Annotated in this window: 19 protein-coding genes and 1 tRNA gene; all 20 read left to right on the plus strand. The window is 62.3% G+C overall.

What is annotated here, in order from left to right; all coding sequences use genetic code 11:
• Window positions 1-166 precede the first annotated feature (166 nt).
• The 20 genes from Q0L30_RS14520 (at window position 167) to Q0L30_RS14615 (ending at window position 20,903) form a co-directional block, all read left to right on the plus strand.
• Window positions 167-1,522, plus strand: coding sequence for a branched-chain amino acid ABC transporter substrate-binding protein (locus tag Q0L30_RS14520; protein WP_296657473.1), 1,356 nt, complete (start codon window positions 167-169; stop codon window positions 1,520-1,522).
• Window positions 1,523-1,740: 218 nt separating this feature from the next.
• Window positions 1,741-2,010 carry a 30S ribosomal protein S15 gene (rpsO, locus tag Q0L30_RS14525; protein ID WP_293041694.1) on the plus strand — a complete coding sequence of 90 codons (270 nt, stop codon included), beginning with the start codon at window positions 1,741-1,743 and terminating at the stop codon, window positions 2,008-2,010.
• Window positions 2,011-2,326: 316 nt separating this feature from the next.
• On the plus strand, window positions 2,327-4,477 hold the full coding sequence (gene pnp / locus Q0L30_RS14530; protein ID WP_296657478.1) for a polyribonucleotide nucleotidyltransferase: 2,151 nt from the start codon (window positions 2,327-2,329) through the stop codon (window positions 4,475-4,477).
• Window positions 4,478-4,612: 135 nt separating this feature from the next.
• The gene (locus Q0L30_RS14535; RefSeq protein WP_296657481.1) at window positions 4,613-5,629 is read left to right on the plus strand and encodes an NAD(P)H-quinone oxidoreductase; all 1,017 of its coding nucleotides are present in this window, start codon (window positions 4,613-4,615) and stop codon (window positions 5,627-5,629) included.
• A gap of 106 nt (window positions 5,630-5,735) precedes the next feature.
• Window positions 5,736-6,518: a triose-phosphate isomerase gene (tpiA, locus tag Q0L30_RS14540; RefSeq protein WP_296657484.1), complete on the plus strand. Its 783-nt coding sequence runs from the start codon at window positions 5,736-5,738 to the stop codon at window positions 6,516-6,518.
• 108 nt (window positions 6,519-6,626) lie between these two features.
• Window positions 6,627-7,040 carry a preprotein translocase subunit SecG gene (secG, locus tag Q0L30_RS14545; protein ID WP_296657486.1) on the plus strand — a complete coding sequence of 138 codons (414 nt, stop codon included), beginning with the start codon at window positions 6,627-6,629 and terminating at the stop codon, window positions 7,038-7,040.
• Between the two features lie 124 nt (window positions 7,041-7,164).
• Window positions 7,165-7,249 (plus strand) — tRNA-Leu (locus tag Q0L30_RS14550).
• Between the two features lie 166 nt (window positions 7,250-7,415).
• Window positions 7,416-7,775, plus strand: a complete 360-nt coding sequence (locus Q0L30_RS14555) for an NADH-quinone oxidoreductase subunit A (RefSeq protein ID WP_293046616.1) — start codon at window positions 7,416-7,418, stop codon at window positions 7,773-7,775.
• Between the two features lie 61 nt (window positions 7,776-7,836).
• On the plus strand, window positions 7,837-8,316 hold the full coding sequence (locus Q0L30_RS14560; protein WP_293039567.1) for an NADH-quinone oxidoreductase subunit B family protein: 480 nt from the start codon (window positions 7,837-7,839) through the stop codon (window positions 8,314-8,316).
• 21 nt (window positions 8,317-8,337) lie between these two features.
• On the plus strand, window positions 8,338-8,943 hold the full coding sequence (locus Q0L30_RS14565; RefSeq protein ID WP_296657489.1) for an NADH-quinone oxidoreductase subunit C: 606 nt from the start codon (window positions 8,338-8,340) through the stop codon (window positions 8,941-8,943).
• A gap of 9 nt (window positions 8,944-8,952) precedes the next feature.
• Window positions 8,953-10,206 (plus strand): NADH-quinone oxidoreductase subunit D, encoded by a 1,254-nt coding sequence (locus Q0L30_RS14570; protein ID WP_296657493.1) that lies wholly within the window; start codon window positions 8,953-8,955, stop codon window positions 10,204-10,206.
• Between the two features lie 142 nt (window positions 10,207-10,348).
• Window positions 10,349-10,834, plus strand: coding sequence for an NADH-quinone oxidoreductase subunit NuoE (gene nuoE / locus Q0L30_RS14575; protein WP_296657495.1), 486 nt, complete (start codon window positions 10,349-10,351; stop codon window positions 10,832-10,834).
• Window positions 10,831-12,159, plus strand: a complete 1,329-nt coding sequence (gene nuoF / locus Q0L30_RS14580) for an NADH-quinone oxidoreductase subunit NuoF (RefSeq protein ID WP_296657498.1) — start codon at window positions 10,831-10,833, stop codon at window positions 12,157-12,159. The genes nuoE and nuoF overlap by 4 nt, the downstream gene beginning before the upstream one ends.
• Before the next feature lie 108 nt (window positions 12,160-12,267).
• Complete coding sequence (nuoG, locus tag Q0L30_RS14585; protein WP_296657500.1) at window positions 12,268-14,601, plus strand: NADH-quinone oxidoreductase subunit NuoG; 2,334 nt, start codon at window positions 12,268-12,270, stop codon at window positions 14,599-14,601.
• On the plus strand, window positions 14,602-15,666 hold the full coding sequence (nuoH, locus tag Q0L30_RS14590; protein WP_296657501.1) for an NADH-quinone oxidoreductase subunit NuoH: 1,065 nt from the start codon (window positions 14,602-14,604) through the stop codon (window positions 15,664-15,666).
• 15 nt (window positions 15,667-15,681) lie between these two features.
• On the plus strand, window positions 15,682-16,170 hold the full coding sequence (nuoI, locus tag Q0L30_RS14595) for an NADH-quinone oxidoreductase subunit NuoI (protein ID WP_296657503.1): 489 nt from the start codon (window positions 15,682-15,684) through the stop codon (window positions 16,168-16,170).
• A 174-nt stretch (window positions 16,171-16,344) separates the two neighbouring features.
• Complete coding sequence (locus Q0L30_RS14600; RefSeq protein ID WP_296657505.1) at window positions 16,345-17,001, plus strand: NADH-quinone oxidoreductase subunit J; 657 nt, start codon at window positions 16,345-16,347, stop codon at window positions 16,999-17,001.
• A gap of 18 nt (window positions 17,002-17,019) precedes the next feature.
• A complete protein-coding gene (gene nuoK / locus Q0L30_RS14605; RefSeq protein ID WP_006052894.1) occupies window positions 17,020-17,325 on the plus strand; it encodes an NADH-quinone oxidoreductase subunit NuoK in 306 nt (101 codons plus the stop codon).
• 11 nt (window positions 17,326-17,336) lie between these two features.
• Window positions 17,337-19,388, plus strand: a complete 2,052-nt coding sequence (gene nuoL, locus Q0L30_RS14610) for an NADH-quinone oxidoreductase subunit L (RefSeq protein WP_296657543.1) — start codon at window positions 17,337-17,339, stop codon at window positions 19,386-19,388.
• 15 nt (window positions 19,389-19,403) lie between these two features.
• Window positions 19,404-20,903, plus strand: a complete 1,500-nt coding sequence (locus Q0L30_RS14615) for an NADH-quinone oxidoreductase subunit M (RefSeq protein WP_296657546.1) — start codon at window positions 19,404-19,406, stop codon at window positions 20,901-20,903.
• Window positions 20,904-20,910 lie beyond the last annotated feature (7 nt).

The following is a 20,910-nucleotide window of genomic DNA, read 5'->3' on the forward strand; positions in this document are numbered from 1 at the left end:
CGCCGACGGCAAGGTCCCGACGACCGCAGTAATTGTCGAGCCGATATTTTGACATGCAATGTGCGGCGTGCGACGGGCGTCCAGCGGACTTGCCGCGGCGGCGCTTGCCGACCTATGATCCGCGCTTCGGATCATCGCGAACCGACGAGAGCAAAAGGAAGAGGGCATGAGAGCACGAAGCGAACGAAGCAAACGCAGTTCACGATGGGGCCGCGCGGCAGCCCTGCTGGGGGCGCTGGCTCTTGGTCTCGCGATGGCCGCGGGCGCGGCGGCGCAGGCGACACAGACGAAGCAGGCCGGCAATGCGCCGGGCAGCCAGCCGACGCTCGCGCCTGTGCGGCTCGCGTTGATCGAGGGCATGTCCGGCCCGTTCGCCGACGCGGGCGCTGCAGTGGAGCGCAATCTGCGTTTCGGTGTCGAGCGCGTGAACGCGCACGGCGGCGTCGTGCTGCGCGACGGGCGGCATCCGCTCGAACTCGTCGTGCTCGACAGCAAGGGCAGCACCGAGACGGCGCTGATGCAGTTGCGCGCCGCCGCCGACCGCCATATCGGCTTCGTCCTGCAGGGCAATAGCTCGGCGGTGGCGGCTGCGCTCGTGAAGGCGATCGATCGTCAGAATGCGCGCGATCCCGACAATCGCGCGCTGTTCCTCAACTACTCCGCCGTCGATCCCGCGCTCACCGGCGCGGATTGCAGCTTCTGGCACTTCCGTTTCGATGCCCATGCGGGCATGCGCATGGACGCGCTCGCGGATGTGATTGCCGCCGATCAGTCGGTCAAGAAGGTTTACCTGCTGAATCAGGACTACAGCTTCGGCCACGACGTGAGCGCGCTCGCACGTGCGGCGCTCGCGAAGCAGCGTCCCGATATCGCAGTGGTCGGCGACGAATTCCATCCGGTTGGCCGCGTGAAGGATTTTGCGCCGTACGTCTCGAAGATTCGCGCATCGGGCGCGGACGCCGTGATCACGGGCAACTGGGGCAACGACCTCGCGTTGCTGGTCAAGGCCGCACGAGAGCAGGGCCTCGACACGAAGTTCTACACGTTCTACGGCAACAGCCTTGGCGCGCCGGCGGCGCTTGGCGAGGCGGGCGTGAAGCGCGTGATTGCCGTCGCCGAGTGGCATCCGAACGCGGGCGGCGCAGCGTCCGACGCCTGGTACGCGGCATTCCGCGCGCGCTTTCCGGCGCCGCAGGACGACTATTCGGTGCTGCGCATGGTCTTGCTCGTCGAGATGCTCGGGCAGGCGCTGACGAACGCGGGTTCCGCCGATCCGGCTGCGGTGGCAAAAGCGCTGGAGGGCATGCGCTTCACGGGCGACGAAAGCGGTTTCCATCCGATGTGGATGCGCGCCGATGACCATCAGGTAATCCAGCCCCTTTATGTGATGCAGATGGACAAGGCGGGCACGCCGGGCGTGCGCTTCGACAACGAGGGATCGGGATACGGTTTTCGCACCGTGCTCGCGCTGCCGCCGCAGCGCACCGTGCCTGCAATGACGTGCCGCATGAAGCGGCCCTGAGCGCTGTTCCTGGCTCGGCTGGAGCGCTTTCGGCAGGTTTGCAGCCCGACCGCGAGCGTTCGTCCGCCGCGCCGGCTTTCCGCCGAATCCACCCCGTATCCCCGCCCAGGGCGCCGCGTTCGCGGCGAATCGGGCTTGTGCTACAATACGCGCTTCGTCGTAACCCACGGCACGGCCTTTCTTCCGTGACCGCCCGTTAGTTTTAAAGGAAAAGCAAAATGTCCGTAGCAGATATCAAGAAGTCCGACATCGTCGCGCAATTCGCGCGCGGCACTGGCGACACGGGTTCCCCCGAAGTTCAGGTTGCACTCCTGACGTCGCGTATCAACGAACTGACCTCGCACTTCAAGTCGCACGCGAAGGATCACCACAGCCGCCGCGGTCTGCTGCGCATGGTGAGCCGCCGCCGCAAGCTGCTCGACTACCTGAAGGGCAAGGACGCTGACCGTTACCGCTCGCTGATCGAGAAGCTGGGTCTGCGCAAGTAACCGGAAGTTCTTCCAGCACGATGCCTGTGTCAGTTTCGCTGATGCAGGCATTTTGTTTTTGAACGGTACGCTTCGCATCAGGCGTACCGAAGCGCGGCACAATGCAGCACAGGCCGTAATTGCAGTATCAGCGGGGCCGGACCACGGAGCAGAGCTTTGTGTCATTCCATCAGATCGCGTGTCGGTACGCCGTCATGCGCGATTCGCTGGAATGGCATAACCACACCTCTTCTTGCGCGGTGCCGGTCCGTGTATTGCCGTGTCGCACGCCCACGGCGCGCCACGCAGCATAACAATGAGTAAGGAGTGACTAGACATGACCATGTTCAACAAAGTCGTGAAAGAGTTCAAATGGGGCCAGCATAATGTGCGCCTCGAAACGGGTGAGATCGCCCGTCAGGCAGGCGGCGCCGTCATCGTCGATGTCGAAGATACCGTCGTGCTCGCCACCGTCGTCGGCGCGAAGACCGCCAAGCCCGGTCAGGATTTCTTCCCGCTGACCGTCGACTACATCGAAAAGACCTATTCGGCCGGCAAGATCCCCGGCGGCTTCTTCCGCCGCGAAGGCCGTCCGTCCGAAGGCGAGACGCTGATCTCGCGCCTGATCGACCGCCCGCTGCGCCCGCTCTTCCCGGAAGGCTTCTACAACGAAGTGCAGGTTGTCATTCACGTGCTGTCGATCAACCCGGAAGTCCCGGCTGACATCCCCGCGCTGATCGGCGCGTCGGCAGCACTGGCCGTCTCGGGTCTGCCGTTCAACGGCCCGGTCGGCGCGGCTCGCGTCGGCTACATCAACAACGAATACGTGCTGAACCCGACGCGCGCGCAAATCAAGGAATCGAGCCTCGACCTCGTCGTGGCCGGTACGGAGCGCGCCGTGCTGATGGTGGAATCGGAAGCCGAACAGCTGCCGGAAGACGTGATGCTCGGCGCCGTGGTGTTCGGCCACGAGCAGATGCAGACCGCCATCGACGCGATCCACGAACTCGTGCGTGACGGCGGCAAGCCCGAATGGGACTGGCAGCCGGCGCCGAAGGACGAAGCGCTGATCGCCCGCATCACCGACATCGCCTACAACGAACTGCTCGCCGCCTATCAACTGCGCGACAAGCAGCAGCGTTCGGCGAAGCTGAAGGAAGTCTACGCAGCCACGTCGGCCAAGCTCGAGGAAGAAGCCGCAGCAGCGGGCACGACGGCAGCCGACAAGGCGAGCGTCGGCAACGTGCTGTTCGACCTCGAAGCGAAGATCGTCCGCTCGCAGATCCTGAACGGCGAGCCGCGCATCGACGGCCGCGACACGCGCACGGTGCGCCCGATCGAGATCCGCACCGGCGTTCTGCCGCGCACGCACGGCTCGGCGCTCTTCACGCGCGGCGAAACGCAGGCGCTCGTCGTCGCGACGCTCGGCACCAAGGGCGATGAGCAGATCATCGACGCGCTCGAAGGCGAGTACCGCGACCGCTTTATGCTTCACTACAACATGCCCCCGTTCGCGACCGGCGAAACGGGCCGCGTCGGCTCGCCGAAGCGTCGTGAAATCGGCCACGGCCGTCTCGCGAAGCGCGCGCTCGTCGCGTGCCTGCCGAGCGCCGAAGAATTCGGCTACTCGATCCGCGTCGTCTCGGAAATCACCGAGTCGAACGGTTCGTCGTCGATGGCATCGGTGTGCGGCGGCTGCCTCGCGCTGATGGACGCCGGCGTGCCGATGAAGGCGCACGTCGCGGGCATCGCGATGGGCCTGATTCTCGAAGGCAACAAGTTCGCGGTGCTGACCGATATTCTCGGCGACGAAGATCACCTCGGCGACATGGACTTCAAGGTGGCCGGTACGTCGGAAGGCGTGACGGCGCTGCAGATGGACATCAAGATCCAGGGCATCACCAAGGAAATCATGCAGGTCGCGCTCGCACAGGCGAAGGAAGGCCGCATGCACATCCTCGGCAAGATGACCGCAGCTGTTTCGGGCGCGAACACGGAACTGTCGGAGTTCGCACCGCGCATGATCACCATCAAGATCAACCCGGAGAAGATCCGCGACGTGATCGGCAAGGGCGGTTCGGTGATCCGCGCACTGACGGAAGAAACCGGCACGACCATCGACATCTCCGACGACGGCGTCGTGACCATCGCGAGCACGTCGAGCGAAGGCATGGCCGAAGCGAAGAAGCGCATCGAGAACATCACGGCCGAAATCGAAGTGGGCCAGGTGTACGAGGGTCCGGTCCTCAAGCTGCTGGACTTCGGCGCGATCGTGAACCTGCTGCCGGGCAAGGATGGTCTGCTGCACATCTCCGAGATCGCCAACGAGCGCATCAAGGACATCAACGACTATCTGAAGGAAGGCCAGATCGTGAAGGTCAAGGTCATCCAGACGGACGAGAAGGGCCGCGTGCGCCTGTCGGCCAAGGCGCTGCTGAACGAGGCAGCCAATGGCGGCGGTGCGCCGCAGGGCGAGCCGCAGCAGTAACGCGGCAGCCTGAAACGGCCGGCGGCGCAGCATGCGCACCGGCCGTTTTTTCTGATGGGTTGCCTGGAGCAGTGCCTGGATGGCCTTGCGCATGCACCGCGTGCGCAGCACCATCCGGACAAACGGAGACGAGATATGAATGCAGTCGAGATCACCGAATTCGGCGCACCGGACGTGCTCAGGCTGACCGAGCGCGCAATGCCCGAACCGAAAGCGGGTGAAGTGCTCATCAAGGTCGCGGCGTCGGGTGTGAACCGGCCGGACGTGTTCCAGCGCAAGGGCGCGTATGCGCCGCCGCCGGGCATTTCGGATCTGCCGGGGCTGGAAGTCGCGGGCGAGATCGTCGGCGGCACGATCGACGAGAAGAACAACCCGTTTGGCCTGAAGATCGGCGACCGCGTATGCGCGCTGATCGCGGGCGGCGGCTACGCCGAATATGCGGCGGCGCCGCTCGGCCAGTGCCTGCCGGTCCCGGCGGGGCTCTCCGATATCGAGGCTGCTTCGTTGCCCGAAACGTTTTTCACGGTCTGGAGCAACGTGTTCCAGCGCGGCCGGCTCGGCGCGGGTGAGGGCGGCGAGAACGAGACGCTGCTCGTGCAGGGCGGTTCGAGCGGCATCGGCGTGACGGCGATCCAGATGGCGCACGCGCTCGGCTATCGCGTGTTCGCGACCGCGGGCTCCGACGACAAGTGCCGCGCCTGTGAGCAACTGGGTGCGGAACGCGCGATCAACTATCGCAGCGAGGATTTCGTCGAAGTCGTGAAGGCGCTTACGCAAAATCGCGGCGTCGACGTGATTCTCGATATGGTGGGCGGCGGCTATGTGCCGCGCGAACTTTCGGCGCTCGCGGACGGCGGCCGCATCGTGCTGATCGCGACGCTCGGCGGATCGAAGGCCGAAGTCAACGTGCACGAGATTCTGCGGCGACGCCTCACGATCACGGGTTCGACGCTGCGTGCGCGGCCGGTTGAATTCAAGGCGAACATCGCGCGGGAGCTGAAGGAGCGTGTGTGGCCGCTGATCGAAGCGGGCAGCATCAAGCCGGTGGTGTTCCGCGTGTTCCCTGCGGAGCAGGCCGCGCAGGCGCATGCGCTGATGGAAAGCAGCGAGCACGTCGGCAAGATCGTGCTTGATTGGGGTCGAAAGGCTTGACTTTTACGCGGCCGGGCGCGCGAATCATTCCTCGCGGTTTGACCCGCTTCCGCTTGACGAAGTAAAATTGTGCGTTTTGCGCCCGCTTTTAACGGCAACCGAAACAATGTCGAATCAACGATCCAAGCTTGTAGTCGGTAACTGGAAGATGCACGGCCGTCTCGCGGCCAACGCAGTGCTTTTGCAGGGCGTCGCACGCGGCGCGCAGGCATTGCCGCACGGCGTGGGTATTGGCGTGTGCGTGCCGCATCCGTATCTTGCGCAGGCGCAGGCGCTGCTTGGCGGAAGCCGGGTGGCCTGGGGCGCGCAGGATGTCTCGGCGCACGAACAGGGCGCATTCACCGGCGAAGTTGCGGCGGGCATGATCGCCGACTTCGAGGCTGCGTATGCGATCGTCGGGCACTCGGAACGGCGCGCTTATCATGGCGAAAGCTCCGAGGTCGTTGCGGCGAAGGCGCAGCGCGTGCTGGCGGCAGGGCTTACGCCCATCGTTTGCGTGGGCGAGACGCTCGAAGAGCGCGAATCCGGCGCGACCGAGCGCGTAGTCGGCGCGCAGCTCGATGCGGTGCTCGCCGTGCTGTCGGTTGAAGAAGCGGCGCGCATCGTCGTGGCTTACGAACCCGTTTGGGCGATCGGCACCGGCAAGAGCGCAAGCTCGGAGCAGGCGCAGCAGGTTCACGCGTTCTTGCGTGCGCGTCTTGCTGCCAAGGGCGCACAGGCTGCTAACGTGCCGCTGCTCTACGGCGGCAGCGTGAAGCCGGAGAATGCGGCGGAGCTGTTCCGTCAAGCCGATATCGATGGCGGCCTGATTGGCGGCGCGTCGTTGAAGGAAGGGGATTTTCTCGCGATTTGCGCGGCCGCTGGAGCGGGCGCGGATGTGGTGAGCTAAGAGCCTCGCACGTGCCCTTGATCGGGGCGTGCAGGCTTCGTATGCGTGTGTCTTGAGGTGACTACAGGTACCTGAGGCACGTGCTCAACAAGGACTCAGGTGAGTGTCATGCTGTATTTGAAAACGTTGGTGATCGTCATTCAGCTTCTGTCGGCGCTCGGGGTGATCGGCCTCGTGTTGCTGCAGCACGGCAAAGGCGCGGATATGGGCGCGGCTTTCGGCAGTGGCGCATCGGGTAGCCTGTTCGGCGCGAGCGGCTCCGCGAACTTCCTTTCGCGTACGACTGCAGTGCTTGCAACAGTATTTTTTGTTTCAACTCTTGCATTAACTTACATCGGCTCGTATCATGCCAAACCTTCGGCTGGCGTGCTTGGCGCTTCGGCTCCTGCCCCGGTTGTAGCTTCGGCTCCGGTCGTTTCGGCACCTGTCGCTGCTTCGCCTGCGACGGCTGCAACCCCGGCTGCTGCTGCCACTTCAGCGTCAAATGCGGCGCCGAATCATGGCAATGAAGTGCCGAAATAAATTGTTTGAAAAAGTTCGAAAAACTTGTTTTGTGCGTTGAACAAATCTCGAAAACAAGTTAGAATTTAAGTCTTGAAGCGATTCGCGGGTATAAATAAGATTGTTCTCCCGGATTGCATGTAGTGCCGACGTGGTGAAATTGGTAGACACGCTATCTTGAGGGGGTAGTGGCGAAAGCTGTGCGAGTTCGAGTCTCGCCGTCGGCACCAATGTTATCTAAAAATACCAGCCGCTTGCTTCAGCTCCGGCTGGTATTTTTTTGTCATCTGTTCCGTATTTGTTTTTAGTTTGCAGCGCCAGGTACGTGTACGTGTAGTGATGCCCGCGGCGCGAAGCGCGCCTGCGGAACCCTGAACTAACCGATAGAGGAAAGCCTTGAACCTCGCAGCCTATTTCCCCGTCCTGTTGTTCCTCCTGGTGGGTATCGGTCTGGGCATAGCGCTGGTCACCATCGGCAAGATCCTCGGTCCCAATCGGCCAGATAGCGAAAAGAATTCGCCGTACGAGTGCGGCTTCGAAGCCTTCGAAGACGCGCGCATGAAGTTCGACGTACGCTACTACCTGGTCGCCATTCTCTTCATCATCTTCGATCTCGAAACCGCGTTTCTGTTTCCGTGGGGCGTTGCCCTGCGCGATATCGGCTGGCCCGGTTTTATTTCGATGATGGTGTTTCTGCTCGAATTCCTGCTGGGCTTTGCCTACATCTGGAAGAAAGGCGGTCTTGACTGGGAATGATGGGTTAATCGCCGGATAGCATGGGTGGCCGGGATGGTCGTCCGTCTGGAGTGGAAAGCACATGAGTATCGAAGGGGTATTGAAGGAGGGGTTTGTCACCACGACGGCTGACAAACTGATCAACTGGACGCGTACGGGCTCGCTGTGGCCGATGACGTTCGGTCTTGCGTGTTGCGCGGTGGAGATGATGCAGGCGGGTGCTTCCCGCTATGACCTCGACCGCTTCGGGGTGGTGTTCCGCCCGAGCCCGCGCCAGTCCGACGTGATGATCGTTGCCGGCACGCTGTGCAACAAGATGGCGCCCGCACTGCGCAAGGTCTACGACCAGATGGCCGAGCCGCGTTGGGTGATCTCGATGGGTTCGTGCGCCAATGGTGGCGGCTATTACCACTATTCGTACTCGGTCGTGCGCGGCTGCGATCGCGTTGTGCCGGTCGACGTGTACGTGCCGGGTTGCCCGCCCACTGCCGAAGCCCTGATCTACGGGATCATCCAGTTGCAGGCGAAGATCCGCCGCACCAATACCATCGCCCGTCAATAAAGGCGCGAGCCTCCCCACAATATGGCAAGCAAACTCGAGACCCTGAAAGCGAACCTCGAAGCGGCCCTTGGTGCGCGCATCGTTAGCCTCACCGAGGCGCTTGGCGAGTTGACCCTCGTCGTCAAGGCGGCCGATTCTCTGTACGTCGCAAAGCAATTGCGGGACAATCGCGCGCTGTGTTTTGAGCAGCTCGTCGACCTGTGCGGCGTGGATTATCAGACCTACGGTGACGGCGCCTGGGAAGGTCCGCGCTTCGCCGCCGTGACGCATCTGCTCTCCGTTACGAACAACTGGCGTCTGCGTCTGCGCGTGTTTGCGCCGGACGACGACATGCCGATCGTGCCGTCGCTCGTCGAGATCTGGAATTCGGCGAACTGGTACGAGCGTGAAGCGTTCGATCTGTATGGCATCGTGTTCGAAGGCCATCCTGATCTGCGCCGGATTCTCACCGATTACGGTTTCATCGGCCATCCGTTCCGCAAGGACTTCCCGGTTTCGGGTTACGTCGAAATGCGTTACGACCCGGAGCAAAAGCGCGTGGTCTATCAGCCGGTGACCATCGAGCCGCGGGAAATCACGCCGCGTGTGATCCGCGAGGATCAGTACGGCGGTCTGAAGAAACACTAAGAGGGTCGCATGTCAGAGATCAAGAACTACACGCTCAACTTCGGCCCCCAGCACCCGGCAGCGCACGGCGTGCTGCGCCTCGTGCTCGAGCTCGATGGCGAAGTGATCCAGCGCGCCGATCCGCATATCGGCCTCCTGCATCGCGCCACCGAAAAGCTCGCCGAAAACAAGACGTTCATCCAGTCGGTGCCGTACATGGATCGTCTCGACTACGTGTCGATGATGGTCAACGAGCACGGCTATGTCCTCGCGATCGAAAAGCTGCTCGGCATCGAAGTGCCGGTGCGTGCGCAGTACATCCGCGTTCTGTTCGATGAAATTACCCGCGTGCTGAACCACCTGATGTGGATCGGCTCGCACGGGCTCGACGTCGGCGCCATGGCGGTCTTCCTCTACGCGTTCCGCGAGCGCGAAGACCTGATGGACGTCTACGAGGCGGTCTCGGGCGCGCGCATGCACGCAGCCTATTACCGTCCGGGCGGCGTCTATCGCGACCTGCCGGACGCCATGCCGAAATTCAAGGCATCGAAGATCCGCAACGAGCGCGCGATCGCGAGGCTCAACGAAGCCCGCGAAGGTTCGGTGCTCGACTTCATCGACGATTTCTTCACGCGCTTCCCGGGTTGCGTCGACGAGTACGAAACGCTCCTGACCGACAACCGCATCTGGAAGCAGCGTCTCGTCGGCATCGGCGTGGTGAGCCCCGAGCGTGCACTGCAGCTCGGCCTGACGGGTGCGATGCTGCGCGGTTCGGGCGTCGAGTGGGATCTGCGCAAGAAGCAGCCGTACGAAGTCTACGACCGGATCGATTTCGACATTCCGGTTGGCGTGAACGGCGACTGCTACGACCGTTATCTCGTGCGTATCGAAGAGATGCGCCAATCCACGCGTATCGCGAAACAATGCATTGAGTGGCTGCGCAAGAATCCTGGCCCTGTGATGATTGACAATTACAAGGTCGCGCCGCCCTCGCGCGTGAACATGAAGTCGAACATGGAAGAGCTGATTCACCACTTCAAGCTCTTCACGGAAGGCTTCCATGTGCCCGAAGGCGAAGCATACGCCGCCGTCGAGCATCCGAAGGGCGAGTTCGGCATCTATCTGGTGTCGGATGGCGCCAACAAGCCGTATCGTCTGAAAATCCGCGCACCGGGCTATGCCCACCTCTCGTCACTCGACGAGATGGCGCGCGGCCACATGATTGCCGACGCGGTGACGATCATCGGTACACAGGACATCGTGTTCGGCGAGATCGATCGCTAAGTCAGCAACATCTGGCGCGCCCCGATGGCTCGGGTGCGCGCCGCGCAACATGCCGGGAACGCCACGTCTGTCGCAGCACGCAGTCATGCAGCATGCGCGGCAGGTTTTCGTTCGGTAGGAATTGAAAGAGTCGTGTCTGAAAATGATCTCAGCTGAAGGCCTGAAAGAAATCGATCGCGCGTTGACGAAGTATCCCGCCGATAAGAAGCAGTCTGCCGTGATGGCGGCACTGGCCGTGGCTCAGGAAGAGCATGGCTGGCTGTCGCCCGAACTCATGCAGTTCGTCGCCGACTACCTTGGCATGCCGCCGGTCGCGGTCCAGGAAGTCGCTACGTTCTACACGATGTTCGAGACGAAACCGGTAGGCAAGCACAAGATCACGCTCTGCACGAACCTGCCGTGCCAGCTCGGCCCGGACGGCGGCGCAGAAAGCGCTGCCGAGTATCTGAAGCAGAAGCTCGGTATCGGCTTCGGCGAAACCACGCCCGACGGCATGTTCACCCTGAAAGAGGGCGAATGCATGGGCGCGTGCGGAGACGCACCGGTGATGCTCGTGAACAACCATCGCATGTGCAGCTTCATGAGCCGCGAGAAGATCGACCAGCTGCTCGAGGAACTTTCGAAATGACCTCACTGCACGACCGTCACATCAAACCGCTGATTCTCGCCGGCCTCACCGGCGACAACTGGCATCTCGAAGACTACGTCGCGCGCGGCGGCTACAAGCAGCTGCGCCGTATTCTCGAAGAAAAAATCCCGCCCGAGCAGGTGATCGCCGACGTCAAGGCGTCGGGTCTGCGCGGTCGCGGCGGCGCGGGCTTCCCGACCGGCCTGAAGTGGAGCTTCATGCCGCGTCAGTTCCCGGGCCAGAAGTATCTCGTGTGCAACTCGGACGAGGGCGAACCCGGCACGTTCAAGGATCGCGACATCCTGCGCTGGAACCCGCACTCGGTGATCGAGGGCATGGCCATCGGCGCGTACGCGATGGGCATCACCGTCGGCTACAACTACATTCACGGTGAGATCTTCGAGGTCTATCGCCGCTTCGAGGCTGCGCTGGAAGAAGCGCGCCAGGCGGGCTACCTCGGCGACAACATCCTCGGCACGGACTTCACGTTCCAGCTGCACGCGCACCACGGTTACGGCGCGTACATCTGCGGCGAAGAAACCGCGCTGCTCGAATCGATCGAAGGCAAGAAGGGCCAGCCGCGCTTCAAGCCGCCGTTCCCGGCGAGCTTCGGCATCTACGGCAAGCCCACCACGATCAACAACACCGAGACGTTCGCCGCGGTGCCGTTCCTGCTGGCCATCGGCCCGCAGGCCTACATGGAACTCGGCAAGCCGAACAACGGCGGCACGAAGATTTTCTCGATCGGCGGCGACATTGCGCGTCCGGGCAACTACGAAGTTCCGCTCGGCACGCCGTTCGCAACGCTCATGGAACTCGCCGGCGGCGTGCGCGACGGCAAGAAGCTCAAGGCCGTGATTCCGGGCGGTTCGTCGGCGCCGGTCATTCCGGGCGATCTGATGATGCAGACCGATCTGGACTATGACTCGATCGCGAAGGCGGGTTCGATGCTGGGCTCGGGCGCGGTCATCGTCATGGACGAAACGCGCTGCATGGTGCGCTCGCTCATGCGTCTGTCGTACTTCTATTTCGAAGAGTCGTGCGGTCAGTGCACGCCGTGCCGCGAAGGCACGGGCTGGCTGTATCGCGTCGTGAAGCGCATCGAGCACGGCGAAGGCCGCCAGGAAGATCTGGACCTGCTGAATTCGGTTGCCGGCAACATCATGGGCCGCACGATCTGCGCGCTCGGCGATGCGGCGGCCATGCCGGTGCGCGGCATGCTCAAGCACTACTGGGACGAATTCGAATATCACGTGCAACACAAGCGTTGCCTCGTCGGCGGAACCGCCGGCTCGCATACGGCATCGGAGACGGTGACCGCCTGAGGGCGAAACGAAGGGCAGGCGCGGTGGGCGCGTACCGCGCAGGACGAAGCAACGGGGTAGACCGCCGTGAATCATCGAGCGGTAACAGGTTAGGGACGATTAACCATCATGGTTGAACTTGAAATAGACGGCAAGAAGGTGGAGGTGCCCGAGGGCAGCATGGTGATCCAGGCTGCGCAGCGGGTGGACACCTATATTCCGCACTTCTGCTATCACAAGAAGCTGTCGATCGCGGCCAACTGCCGGATGTGTCTTGTCGAAGTCGAGAAGATGCCGAAGGCCGTGCCCGCGTGCGCGACGCCGGTATCCCAGGGCATGGTCGTGCATACGACGTCCGAGAAGGCCGTGGCGGCACAGCAGTCCGTGATGGAGTTCCTGCTGATCAACCACCCGCTGGATTGCCCGATCTGCGATCAGGGCGGCGAGTGCCAGCTGCAGGATCTCGCGGTGGGCTACGGCAAGTCGGCTTCGCGCTACAGCGAAGAAAAGCGCGTGGTGTTCCACAAGAATGTCGGCCCGCTCATCTCGATGGAAGAGATGACGCGCTGCATTCACTGCACGCGCTGCGTGCGCTTCGGCGACGAAATCGCCGGCGTGATGGAACTCGGCATGCTCGGCCGCGGCGAACACTCGGAAATCACGTCGTTCGTCGGCAAGACGGTCGACTCGGAACTCTCGGGCAACATGATCGACCTGTGCCCGGTCGGCGCACTCACGAGCAAGCCGTTCCGCTTCAGCGCCCGCTCGTGGGAACTGTCGCGCCGCAAGTCGGTGAGCCCGCACGATTCGACCGGTGCAAACGTCGTCGTGCAGGTGAAGAACAACCGCGTGATGCGCGTGCTGTCGTACGAGAACGAAGCCATCAACGAATGCTGGATCTCGGACAAGGACCGCTTCTCGTATGAAGCTCTGAATAGCGAAGAGCGTCTGACCCGTCCGATGATCAAGCAGGGCGGCCAGTGGATCGAAACCGACTGGCAGGCCGCGCTCGAATACGTCGTGAAGGGCATCAAGGGCATTCGCGAGGAGCACGGCGAAAACGCCATCGCCGCACTCGCAAGCCCGCACAGCACGACTGAAGAACTCTATCTGCTCAAGCAGTTTGCCGATGCGATCGGTACGCCGAACGTCGACTTCCGTCTGCGCCAGAGCGACTTCTCCGCACCGCTGAACGGCACGCCGTGGCTCGGCACGAAGATCGCCGATCTGTCCTACGCGGATGCCGCATTCGTGGTCGGCTCGTTCCTGCGCCGCGATCACGCGCTGTTCGCCGCGCGTCTGCGTCAGGCCGCGAAGGGCGGCGCGAAGATCACGCTGCTGCAGGCCACGGGCGACAACTCGCTGATCGCCAGCGCGAAGCGCATCGTTGCTGCACCGTCGGCATGGTTCGACGAACTCGCGGGCGTGGCGGTTGCGGTTGCCGAAGCGAAGGGCGCTGCGGTGCCGGAAGCCTTCGCCGGCGTGCAGGCAAGCGACGCAGCGAAGCAGGTTGCGGCCTCGCTCGCGAGCGGCGAGCGCCGTTTCGTGCTGCTCGGCAACGCGGTTGTCCAGCATCCCGATTTCTCGCGTCTGCACGCTGCAGCGCAATTCATTGCCGACACGACCGGCGCGAAGCTCGGCTTCCTCACGGAAGCGGGCAACACGGTCGGCGCGCACCTCGCGGGCGCGCTCCCCGGCAACGGCGGTCTCAACGCACGCGAAGCGTTCGAGCAGCCGCGCAAGGGTTATCTGCTCCTGAACGTCGAACCGGAATTCGACACGGCCAACCCGGCCGCGGCGCGCGCAGCGCTCGGCCAGGCTGAAATGGTCGTGGTGTTCTCGCCGTTCAAGACCGGTCTCGAATACGCGGACGTGCTGCTGCCGATCGCGCCGTACACCGAAACCTCGGGTACGTTCGTGAACGCCGAAGGCACGGTGCAGAGCTTCAACGGCGTCGTGCGCCCGCTCGGCGAAACGCGCCCGGCGTGGAAGGTGCTGCGCGTGCTGGGCACGCTGCTCGGCGCGCATGGCTTCGAGTACGAAACGGCCGAAGAAGTGCGCGTCAAGGCGCTCGGCGACGGCAACTTCGCGCAGCGTCTGTCGAACAAGACGGGCGCGCAACTAGCGAAGGGTCCGGCGCCCCGTGCGGCAGCGGGCAGCTTCGAACGCCTCGCCGACGTACCGATCTATCACGCCGACTCGCTCGTGCGCCGCGCCGATGCGCTGCAACTCACGGCGGCGGCCCGCGTGGCGAATGCAGTCGGCCTGCCGGCAGCGCTCTTCGATCAGCTGGGCCTGAAGGAAGGCGACGCGGTACGCGTGCGCCAGGGCGAGCTGTCCGTGAGCGCGCCTGCAACGCGCGACGCGAATCTAGCGCCGACGGTGGTGCGCGTGTCGGCGGCGACGCCGGTGGGTGCGCAGCTCGGCAGCCTGTTCGGTGAACTGCTGGTGGAGAAGGCCTAAATGAGCTTGTTCGATACGATCAATGCAGGCGGCAGCCAGCTGCTCGGCGTGGCGTGGCCCACCGTGTGGGCGCTGGTGCGCATTCTCGTCGTCGCGGTGGTGATCCTGTTGTGCGTCGCGTACCTGATCCTCTGGGAGCGCAAGCTCATCGGCTGGATGCACGTGCGTCTCGGTCCGAACCGCGTCGGTCCCGCAGGTCTCCTGCAGCCGATTGCCGACGTGCTGAAGCTGCTGCTGAAGGAAGTGATTCAGCCGGCGCAGGCGAGCCGCTGGATTTACATGATCGCGCCGATCATGGTGGTGGTGCCGGCGTTCGCGATCTGGGCGGTGATCCCGTTCCAGGCAGGCGCGGTGCTCGGCAACATCAACGCGGGTCTGCTCTACGTGATGGCGATCTCGTCGGTCGGCGTCTACGGCGTGATTCTCGCGGGCTGGGCCTCGAACTCGAAGTACGCGTTCCTCGGCGCGATGCGCGCGGCGGCACAGATGGTGTCGTACGAAATCGCGATGGGTTTCGCGCTCGTCGTCGTGCTGATGGTCTCGGGCAGCCTGAATCTCTCCGACATCGTCCAGGGCCAGATGCGCGGCATGTTCGCGGGCTGGGGCATCACGTTCCTCTCGTGGAACTGGCTGCCGCTGCTGCCGATGTTCGTCATCTACTTCATCTCGGGCATCGCTGAAACGAACCGCCACCCGTTCGACGTGGTGGAAGGCGAATCGGAAATCGTTGCAGGTCACATGATCGACTACTCGGGGATGGGCTTCGCGCTGTTCTTCCTCGCCGAGTACATCAACATGATCGTGATCTCGGCGCTGGCTTCGGTGCTGTTCCTCGGTGGCTGGAGCGCGCCGTTCAGCTTCCTCGATTTCATCCCGGGCATCTTCTGGCTCGTGCTGAAGGTCTTCCTTCTGCTGTCGGTGTTCATCTGGGCCCGCGCGACGTTCCCGCGTTATCGCTATGACCAGATCATGCGTCTCGGCTGGAAGGTGTTCATTCCGGTGTGCATGGTGTGGCTCATTGTGGTTGGCTTCTGGTACATGTCGCCGCTGAGCATCTGGAAATAAAGGGCGGACGAGACCATGAACGCTATCCAAAACTTCTTCAAGACGTTCTTCCTGACCGAGCTGCTTCAGGGGCTCGCACTGACCGGCCGTTATGCGTTCAAGCGCAAGTTCACGGTGCAGTTCCCGGAAGAAAAGACCCCGATGTCGCCGCGTTTTCGCGGGCTGCATGCGCTGCGCCGCTACGAAAACGGCGAAGAGCGCTGCATCGCGTGCAAGCTGTGCGAGGCCGTGTGCCCCGCGCTTGCAATCACGATCGAATCGGAAGTGCGCGAGGACAACACGCGCCGCACGACACGCTACGACATCGATCTGACCAAGTGCATCTTCTGCGGCTTCTGCGAAGAGAGCTGCCCGGTCGACTCGATCGTCGAAACGCACATTCTCGAGTATCACGGCGAGAAGCGCGGCGATCTGTATTTCACGAAGGACATGCTGCTGGCAGTCGGCGATCGCTACGAAGCACAGATCGCAGCAAACAAGGCAGCGGATGCACCGTACCGTTGATATTCAGTTTGACGCTGCATCGGCCCGCGGTCGGGCCGGACAGCGGGACACGCTTGTGCCTTCCGCCTGCGTGTCGCCGCACCTTGACCGCCGTGGCGCGGCGCACTCTGGTCTGGCCGCCAGTTTGCACCGCGCACCCCGCCTCACGATGGCCTCAACGATGAACCAGTAATCATGGAATTCACGACCGTCTTGTTCTACATCTTCGCGCTGCTGCTGACGTTGTCAGCGCTGAAGGTGATCACGTCGCGCAACCCCGTCGCGTCGGCGCTTTTCCTCGTTCTCGCGTTCTTCAACGCGGCTGCGATCTGGATGCTGCTGGAGGCGGAATTCCTCGCGATCCTGCTGGTGCTCGTCTACGTGGGCGCCGTGATGGTGCTGTTCCTGTTCGTGGTGATGATGCTGGACATCAACATCGACGTACTGAACCGCGACATCAAACGCTTCGTGCCGGTTGCGACCGTGGTGGGCGCGATCATCGTGATCGAAACCGCGCTGATCCTCTGGCACGGCTACGGCGCGACGACCACGCCGGTGCCCGATACGTCGGCCGCCGCCGCTTCGGCGCTGTCGAACGCGCATCTGATCGGCAAGATCATTTACACCGACTACATCTTCGCCTTCGAAGTGGCTGGCCTCGTGCTGCTGGTCGCTATCGTTGCGGCGATTGCGCTGACAGCGCGTGAGCCGAAGGACGCGAAGCGCCAAAACGTTTCGAAGCAGGTCCGCGTGCGTCGCGAGGACCGCGTGCGTCTCGTGAAGATGCCCGCCGCGAAGGAACTTCCGCAAGAGCCTGTCGCGAACGAAAATGCGACCGGCAGCAACAGCTGATCGCGCTGGAGAGACCTTATGTTGACCCTTGCCCACTATCTCGTCCTCGGCGCGATCCTGTTTGCGATCTCGATCGTCGGCATTTTTCTCAACCGCCGCAACGTCATCATCATCCTGATGGCGATTGAGCTGATGCTTCTGGCGGTGAACACGAACTTCGTTGCGTTCTCACATTACCTCGGTGATGTGCACGGACAGATTTTCGTGTTCTTCGTACTGACCGTTGCAGCTGCGGAAGCTGCGATTGGTCTGGCTATTCTCGTGACCTTGTTCCGTAGTCTCGACACGATCAACGTCGAGGATCTCGATCAGCTCAAAGGTTAAGGCAGGCTGTAATGGCAACGACACTCAACGAAAATCTGTTGCTGGCGATTCCACTCGCACCGCTCGCCGGTTCGATGATTGCCGGTCTGTTTGGCAAAGCGGTCGGGCGCGCCGGTGCGCACACGGTCACCATCCTCGGCGTCGCGATTGCATTCGTGCTCTCGTGCATCACGTTCTTCGACGTGCTGGGCGGCGCGAGCTTTCACGCCACCATCTACGAATGGATGTCGGTGGGCAACCTGAAGTTCGAGGTTGGTTTCCTCGTCGACTCGCTCACGGCGCTCATGATGTGCGTCGTGACCTTCGTGTCGCTGATGGTGCACGTCTACACGATCGGCTACATGGCGGAAGAAGAGGGCTACCAGCGCTTCTTCTCGTACATCGCGCTCTTCACCTTCTCGATGTTGATGCTCGTGATGAGCAACAACTTCCTGCAGCTGTTCTTCGGCTGGGAAGCAGTGGGTCTCGTGTCTTACCTGCTGATCGGCTTCTACTTCAAGCGTGATAGCGCGATCTACGCGAACATGAAGGCGTTCCTCGTGAACCGCGTGGGCGACTTCGGCTTCCTGCTCGGTATCGGCCTGCTGCTCGCGTACGGCGGTTCGCTGAACTACAGCGAAGTGTTCACGAAGGGCCACGATATCGCCGCGATGACGTTCCCGGGCACCTCCTGGAACATGATGACGGTCGCGTGTATCTGCCTCTTCATCGGCGCGATGGGTAAGTCGGCGCAGTTCCCGCTGCACGTGTGGCTGCCCGATTCGATGGAAGGCCCGACGCCGATCTCCGCGCTGATCCACGCCGCCACCATGGTGACGGCCGGCATCTTCATGGTCGCGCGCATGTCGCCGCTGTTCGAACTGTCGGAAGCCGCGCTGTCGTTCATCGTCGTGATCGGCGCGATTACCGCGCTCTTCATGGGCTTCCTCGGCATCGTCCAGAACGACATCAAGCGCGTGGTCGCGTACTCGACGCTCTCGCAGCTCGGCTACATGACGGTCGCGCTCGGCGTCTCGGCGTACCCGGTTGCGATCTTCCACCTGATGACCCACGCGTTCTTCAAGGCGCTGCTGTTCCTCGGCGCCGGCTCGGTCATCATGGGCATGCACCACGATCAGGACATGCGCAACATGGGCGGTCTGCGCAAGTACATGCCGATCACCTGGATCACGTCGCTCATCGGTTCGCTCGCACTGATCGGCACGCCGTTCTTCTCGGGTTTCTACTCGAAAGACTCGATCATCGATGCAGTGAAGGTCTCGCACCTCGCAGGCTCGGGCTTCGCGTACTTCGCGGTGGTCGCCAGCGTGTTCGTGACGGCGCTGTACTCGTTCCGTATGTACTTCCTCGTGTTCCACGGCGAAGAGCGCTTCCGCCATCCGAAGCACCCGGATTCGCCGATGGGCGCGGAAGCGGCCTCGCACGAGCATAACCATGACGACCACCACGGCCATCACCATGTGCACGTGCCGCACGAGTCGCCGTGGGTGGTCTGGGTGCCGCTCGTCCTGCTCGCGATTCCTTCGGTGATCGCCGGTGCATGGGCCATCCAGCCGCTGCTGTACGGCAGCTACTTCCAGCATGGCGTCGCGTTCGACAAGGTGATTTTCATCGGTCAGAACCATGCGGGTCTTGCCGAAATGGCTGAAGAATTCCAGGGCTGGGTCGCCATGGGCGCGCATGCGTTCTCGGGCGTGCCGGTCTGGCTTGCACTCGCAGGCGTCGTGGTTGCGTGGTTCTTCTATATGAAGCGCCCGGACCTGCCGGCTGTGGTGCGCCGCACATTCGCGCCGGTCTACAAGCTGCTCGCGAATGCGTATTACCTCGACAAGATCAACGAAGTCGTGTTCGCTCGCGGCGCGTTGGCGATCGGTCGTGGTTTGTGGAAAGAAGGCGACGTGGTCGTGATCGACGGCGTCGTGAACGGGAGTGCGAAGTTCATCGGATGGTTTGCGTCGGTTATCCGTTTCCTGCAATCCGGCTACATCTACCATTACGCGTTTGCGATGATCGTGGGTATGCTCGGGCTCCTGACCCTGTTTGTAACGCTCGGCGGCAAGTGAGGCGAGGAAAACTGCATGCACGCTTATCCGATTCTTAGTATCGCAATCTGGCTGCCGATTCTGTTCGGTGTCCTGGTTCTGGCAGTGGGTTCCGACCGGAACCCGGGCACGGCCCGCTGGCTCGCGCTCATCGGCTCCTTGCTTGGCTTTCTCGTCACGATTCCGCTGATTTCGGGATTCGACGTGAGCACAGCCGATCTCCAGTTCGCTGAAAAGGCCTCCTGGATCGATCGTTTCAATATTACGTATCACCTCGGCGTCGACGGCATCTCGATGTGGTTCGTCGTGCTGACCGCGCTCATCACCGTCATCGTGGTGGTGGCGGGCTGGCAGGTCATCACGAAGAACGTCGCGCAGTACATGGCCGCGTTCCTGATCCTGTCGGGGCTGATGGTCGGCGTCTTCAGCGCTGCCGATGGCATGCTGTTCTACGTGTTCTTCGAAGCGACCCTGATCCCGATGTACATCATCATCGGCGTGTGGGGCGGTCAGAACCGCGTGTACGCAGCCTTCAAGTTCTTCCTGTACACGCTGGCCGGCTCGCTGCTGATGCTGGTCGCGCTGCTGTACCTGTACCGCGAAACCGGCACGTTCGATCTCGCGACGTGGCAGCAAGCCAAGATCGCGATGACGCCGCAGATCCTGCTATTCATCGCATTCTTCTTCGCCTTTGCGGTGAAGGTGCCGATGTGGCCGGTCCACACGTGGTTGCCGGACGCCCACGTCGAGGCGCCCACCGGCGGTTCCGTCGTGCTGGCCGCGATCATGCTGAAGCTCGGCGCGTACGGTTTCCTGCGCTTCTCGCTGCCGATCGCACCTGACGCAAGCCACTATCTCGCGCCGGTCATCATCACGCTGTCGCTGATCGCCGTGATCTACATCGGTCTCGTCGCGATGGTGCAGACCGACATGAAGAAGCTGGTTGCGTACTCATCGATTGCGCACATGGGCTTCGTCACGCTCGGCTTCTTTATGTTCGGCGAATCGAGCAAGCTCGCGGTTGAAGGCGGCATCGTCCAGATGATCTCGCACGGCTTCGTTTCGGGCGCCATGTTCCTTTGTATCGGCGTGCTGTACGACCGCATGCATACGCGCCAGATCGCCGATTACGGCGGTGTGGTCAACACGATGCCGAAGTTCGCGGCACTCGTGATGCTGTTCTCCATGGCCAACTGCGGCCTGCCGGGAACCTCGGGTTTCGTCGGCGAGTTCATGGTGATTCTCGCGGCCGTGAAGTTCAACTTCTGGATCGGGTTCGGCGCTGCGTTCACGCTGATTCTCGGTGCGGCCTATACGTTGTGGATGTACAAGCGTGTGTACTTCGGTGCGATCGCGAACGACCACGTGCGCGAACTGAAGGACATCAACTGCCGTGAGTATCTGGTACTGGGTGTGCTCGCACTGATGACGCTTTTCATGGGCCTCTACCCGAAGCCCTTTACCGATGTGATGCACGTTTCCGTGGATAACCTCCTCTCCCATGTTGCAGTGTCGAAACTGCCGCTGTCACAGTAACGTCGAG

The sequence above is a fragment of the Paraburkholderia sp. genome (assembly GCF_024281035.1).
In the GTDB taxonomy this organism is placed as follows: domain Bacteria; phylum Pseudomonadota; class Gammaproteobacteria; order Burkholderiales; family Burkholderiaceae; genus Paraburkholderia.

Coding starts and splice junctions, on each gene's coding strand:
- Q0L30_RS14520 (WP_296657473.1), top strand. CDS start 167: ATGAGAGCACGAAGCGAACGAAGCAAACGCAGTTCACGATGGGGCCGC.
- rpsO (WP_293041694.1), top strand. CDS start 1,741: ATGTCCGTAGCAGATATCAAGAAGTCCGACATCGTCGCGCAATTCGCG.
- pnp (WP_296657478.1), top strand. CDS start 2,327: ATGACCATGTTCAACAAAGTCGTGAAAGAGTTCAAATGGGGCCAGCAT.
- Q0L30_RS14535 (WP_296657481.1), top strand. CDS start 4,613: ATGAATGCAGTCGAGATCACCGAATTCGGCGCACCGGACGTGCTCAGG.
- tpiA (WP_296657484.1), top strand. CDS start 5,736: ATGTCGAATCAACGATCCAAGCTTGTAGTCGGTAACTGGAAGATGCAC.
- secG (WP_296657486.1), top strand. CDS start 6,627: ATGCTGTATTTGAAAACGTTGGTGATCGTCATTCAGCTTCTGTCGGCG.
- Q0L30_RS14560 (WP_293039567.1), top strand. CDS start 7,837: ATGAGTATCGAAGGGGTATTGAAGGAGGGGTTTGTCACCACGACGGCT.
- Q0L30_RS14565 (WP_296657489.1), top strand. CDS start 8,338: ATGGCAAGCAAACTCGAGACCCTGAAAGCGAACCTCGAAGCGGCCCTT.
- Q0L30_RS14570 (WP_296657493.1), top strand. CDS start 8,953: ATGTCAGAGATCAAGAACTACACGCTCAACTTCGGCCCCCAGCACCCG.
- nuoE (WP_296657495.1), top strand. CDS start 10,349: ATGATCTCAGCTGAAGGCCTGAAAGAAATCGATCGCGCGTTGACGAAG.
- nuoF (WP_296657498.1), top strand. CDS start 10,831: ATGACCTCACTGCACGACCGTCACATCAAACCGCTGATTCTCGCCGGC.
- nuoG (WP_296657500.1), top strand. CDS start 12,268: ATGGTTGAACTTGAAATAGACGGCAAGAAGGTGGAGGTGCCCGAGGGC.
- nuoH (WP_296657501.1), top strand. CDS start 14,602: ATGAGCTTGTTCGATACGATCAATGCAGGCGGCAGCCAGCTGCTCGGC.
- nuoI (WP_296657503.1), top strand. CDS start 15,682: ATGAACGCTATCCAAAACTTCTTCAAGACGTTCTTCCTGACCGAGCTG.
- Q0L30_RS14600 (WP_296657505.1), top strand. CDS start 16,345: ATGGAATTCACGACCGTCTTGTTCTACATCTTCGCGCTGCTGCTGACG.
- nuoK (WP_006052894.1), top strand. CDS start 17,020: ATGTTGACCCTTGCCCACTATCTCGTCCTCGGCGCGATCCTGTTTGCG.
- nuoL (WP_296657543.1), top strand. CDS start 17,337: ATGGCAACGACACTCAACGAAAATCTGTTGCTGGCGATTCCACTCGCA.
- Q0L30_RS14615 (WP_296657546.1), top strand. CDS start 19,404: ATGCACGCTTATCCGATTCTTAGTATCGCAATCTGGCTGCCGATTCTG.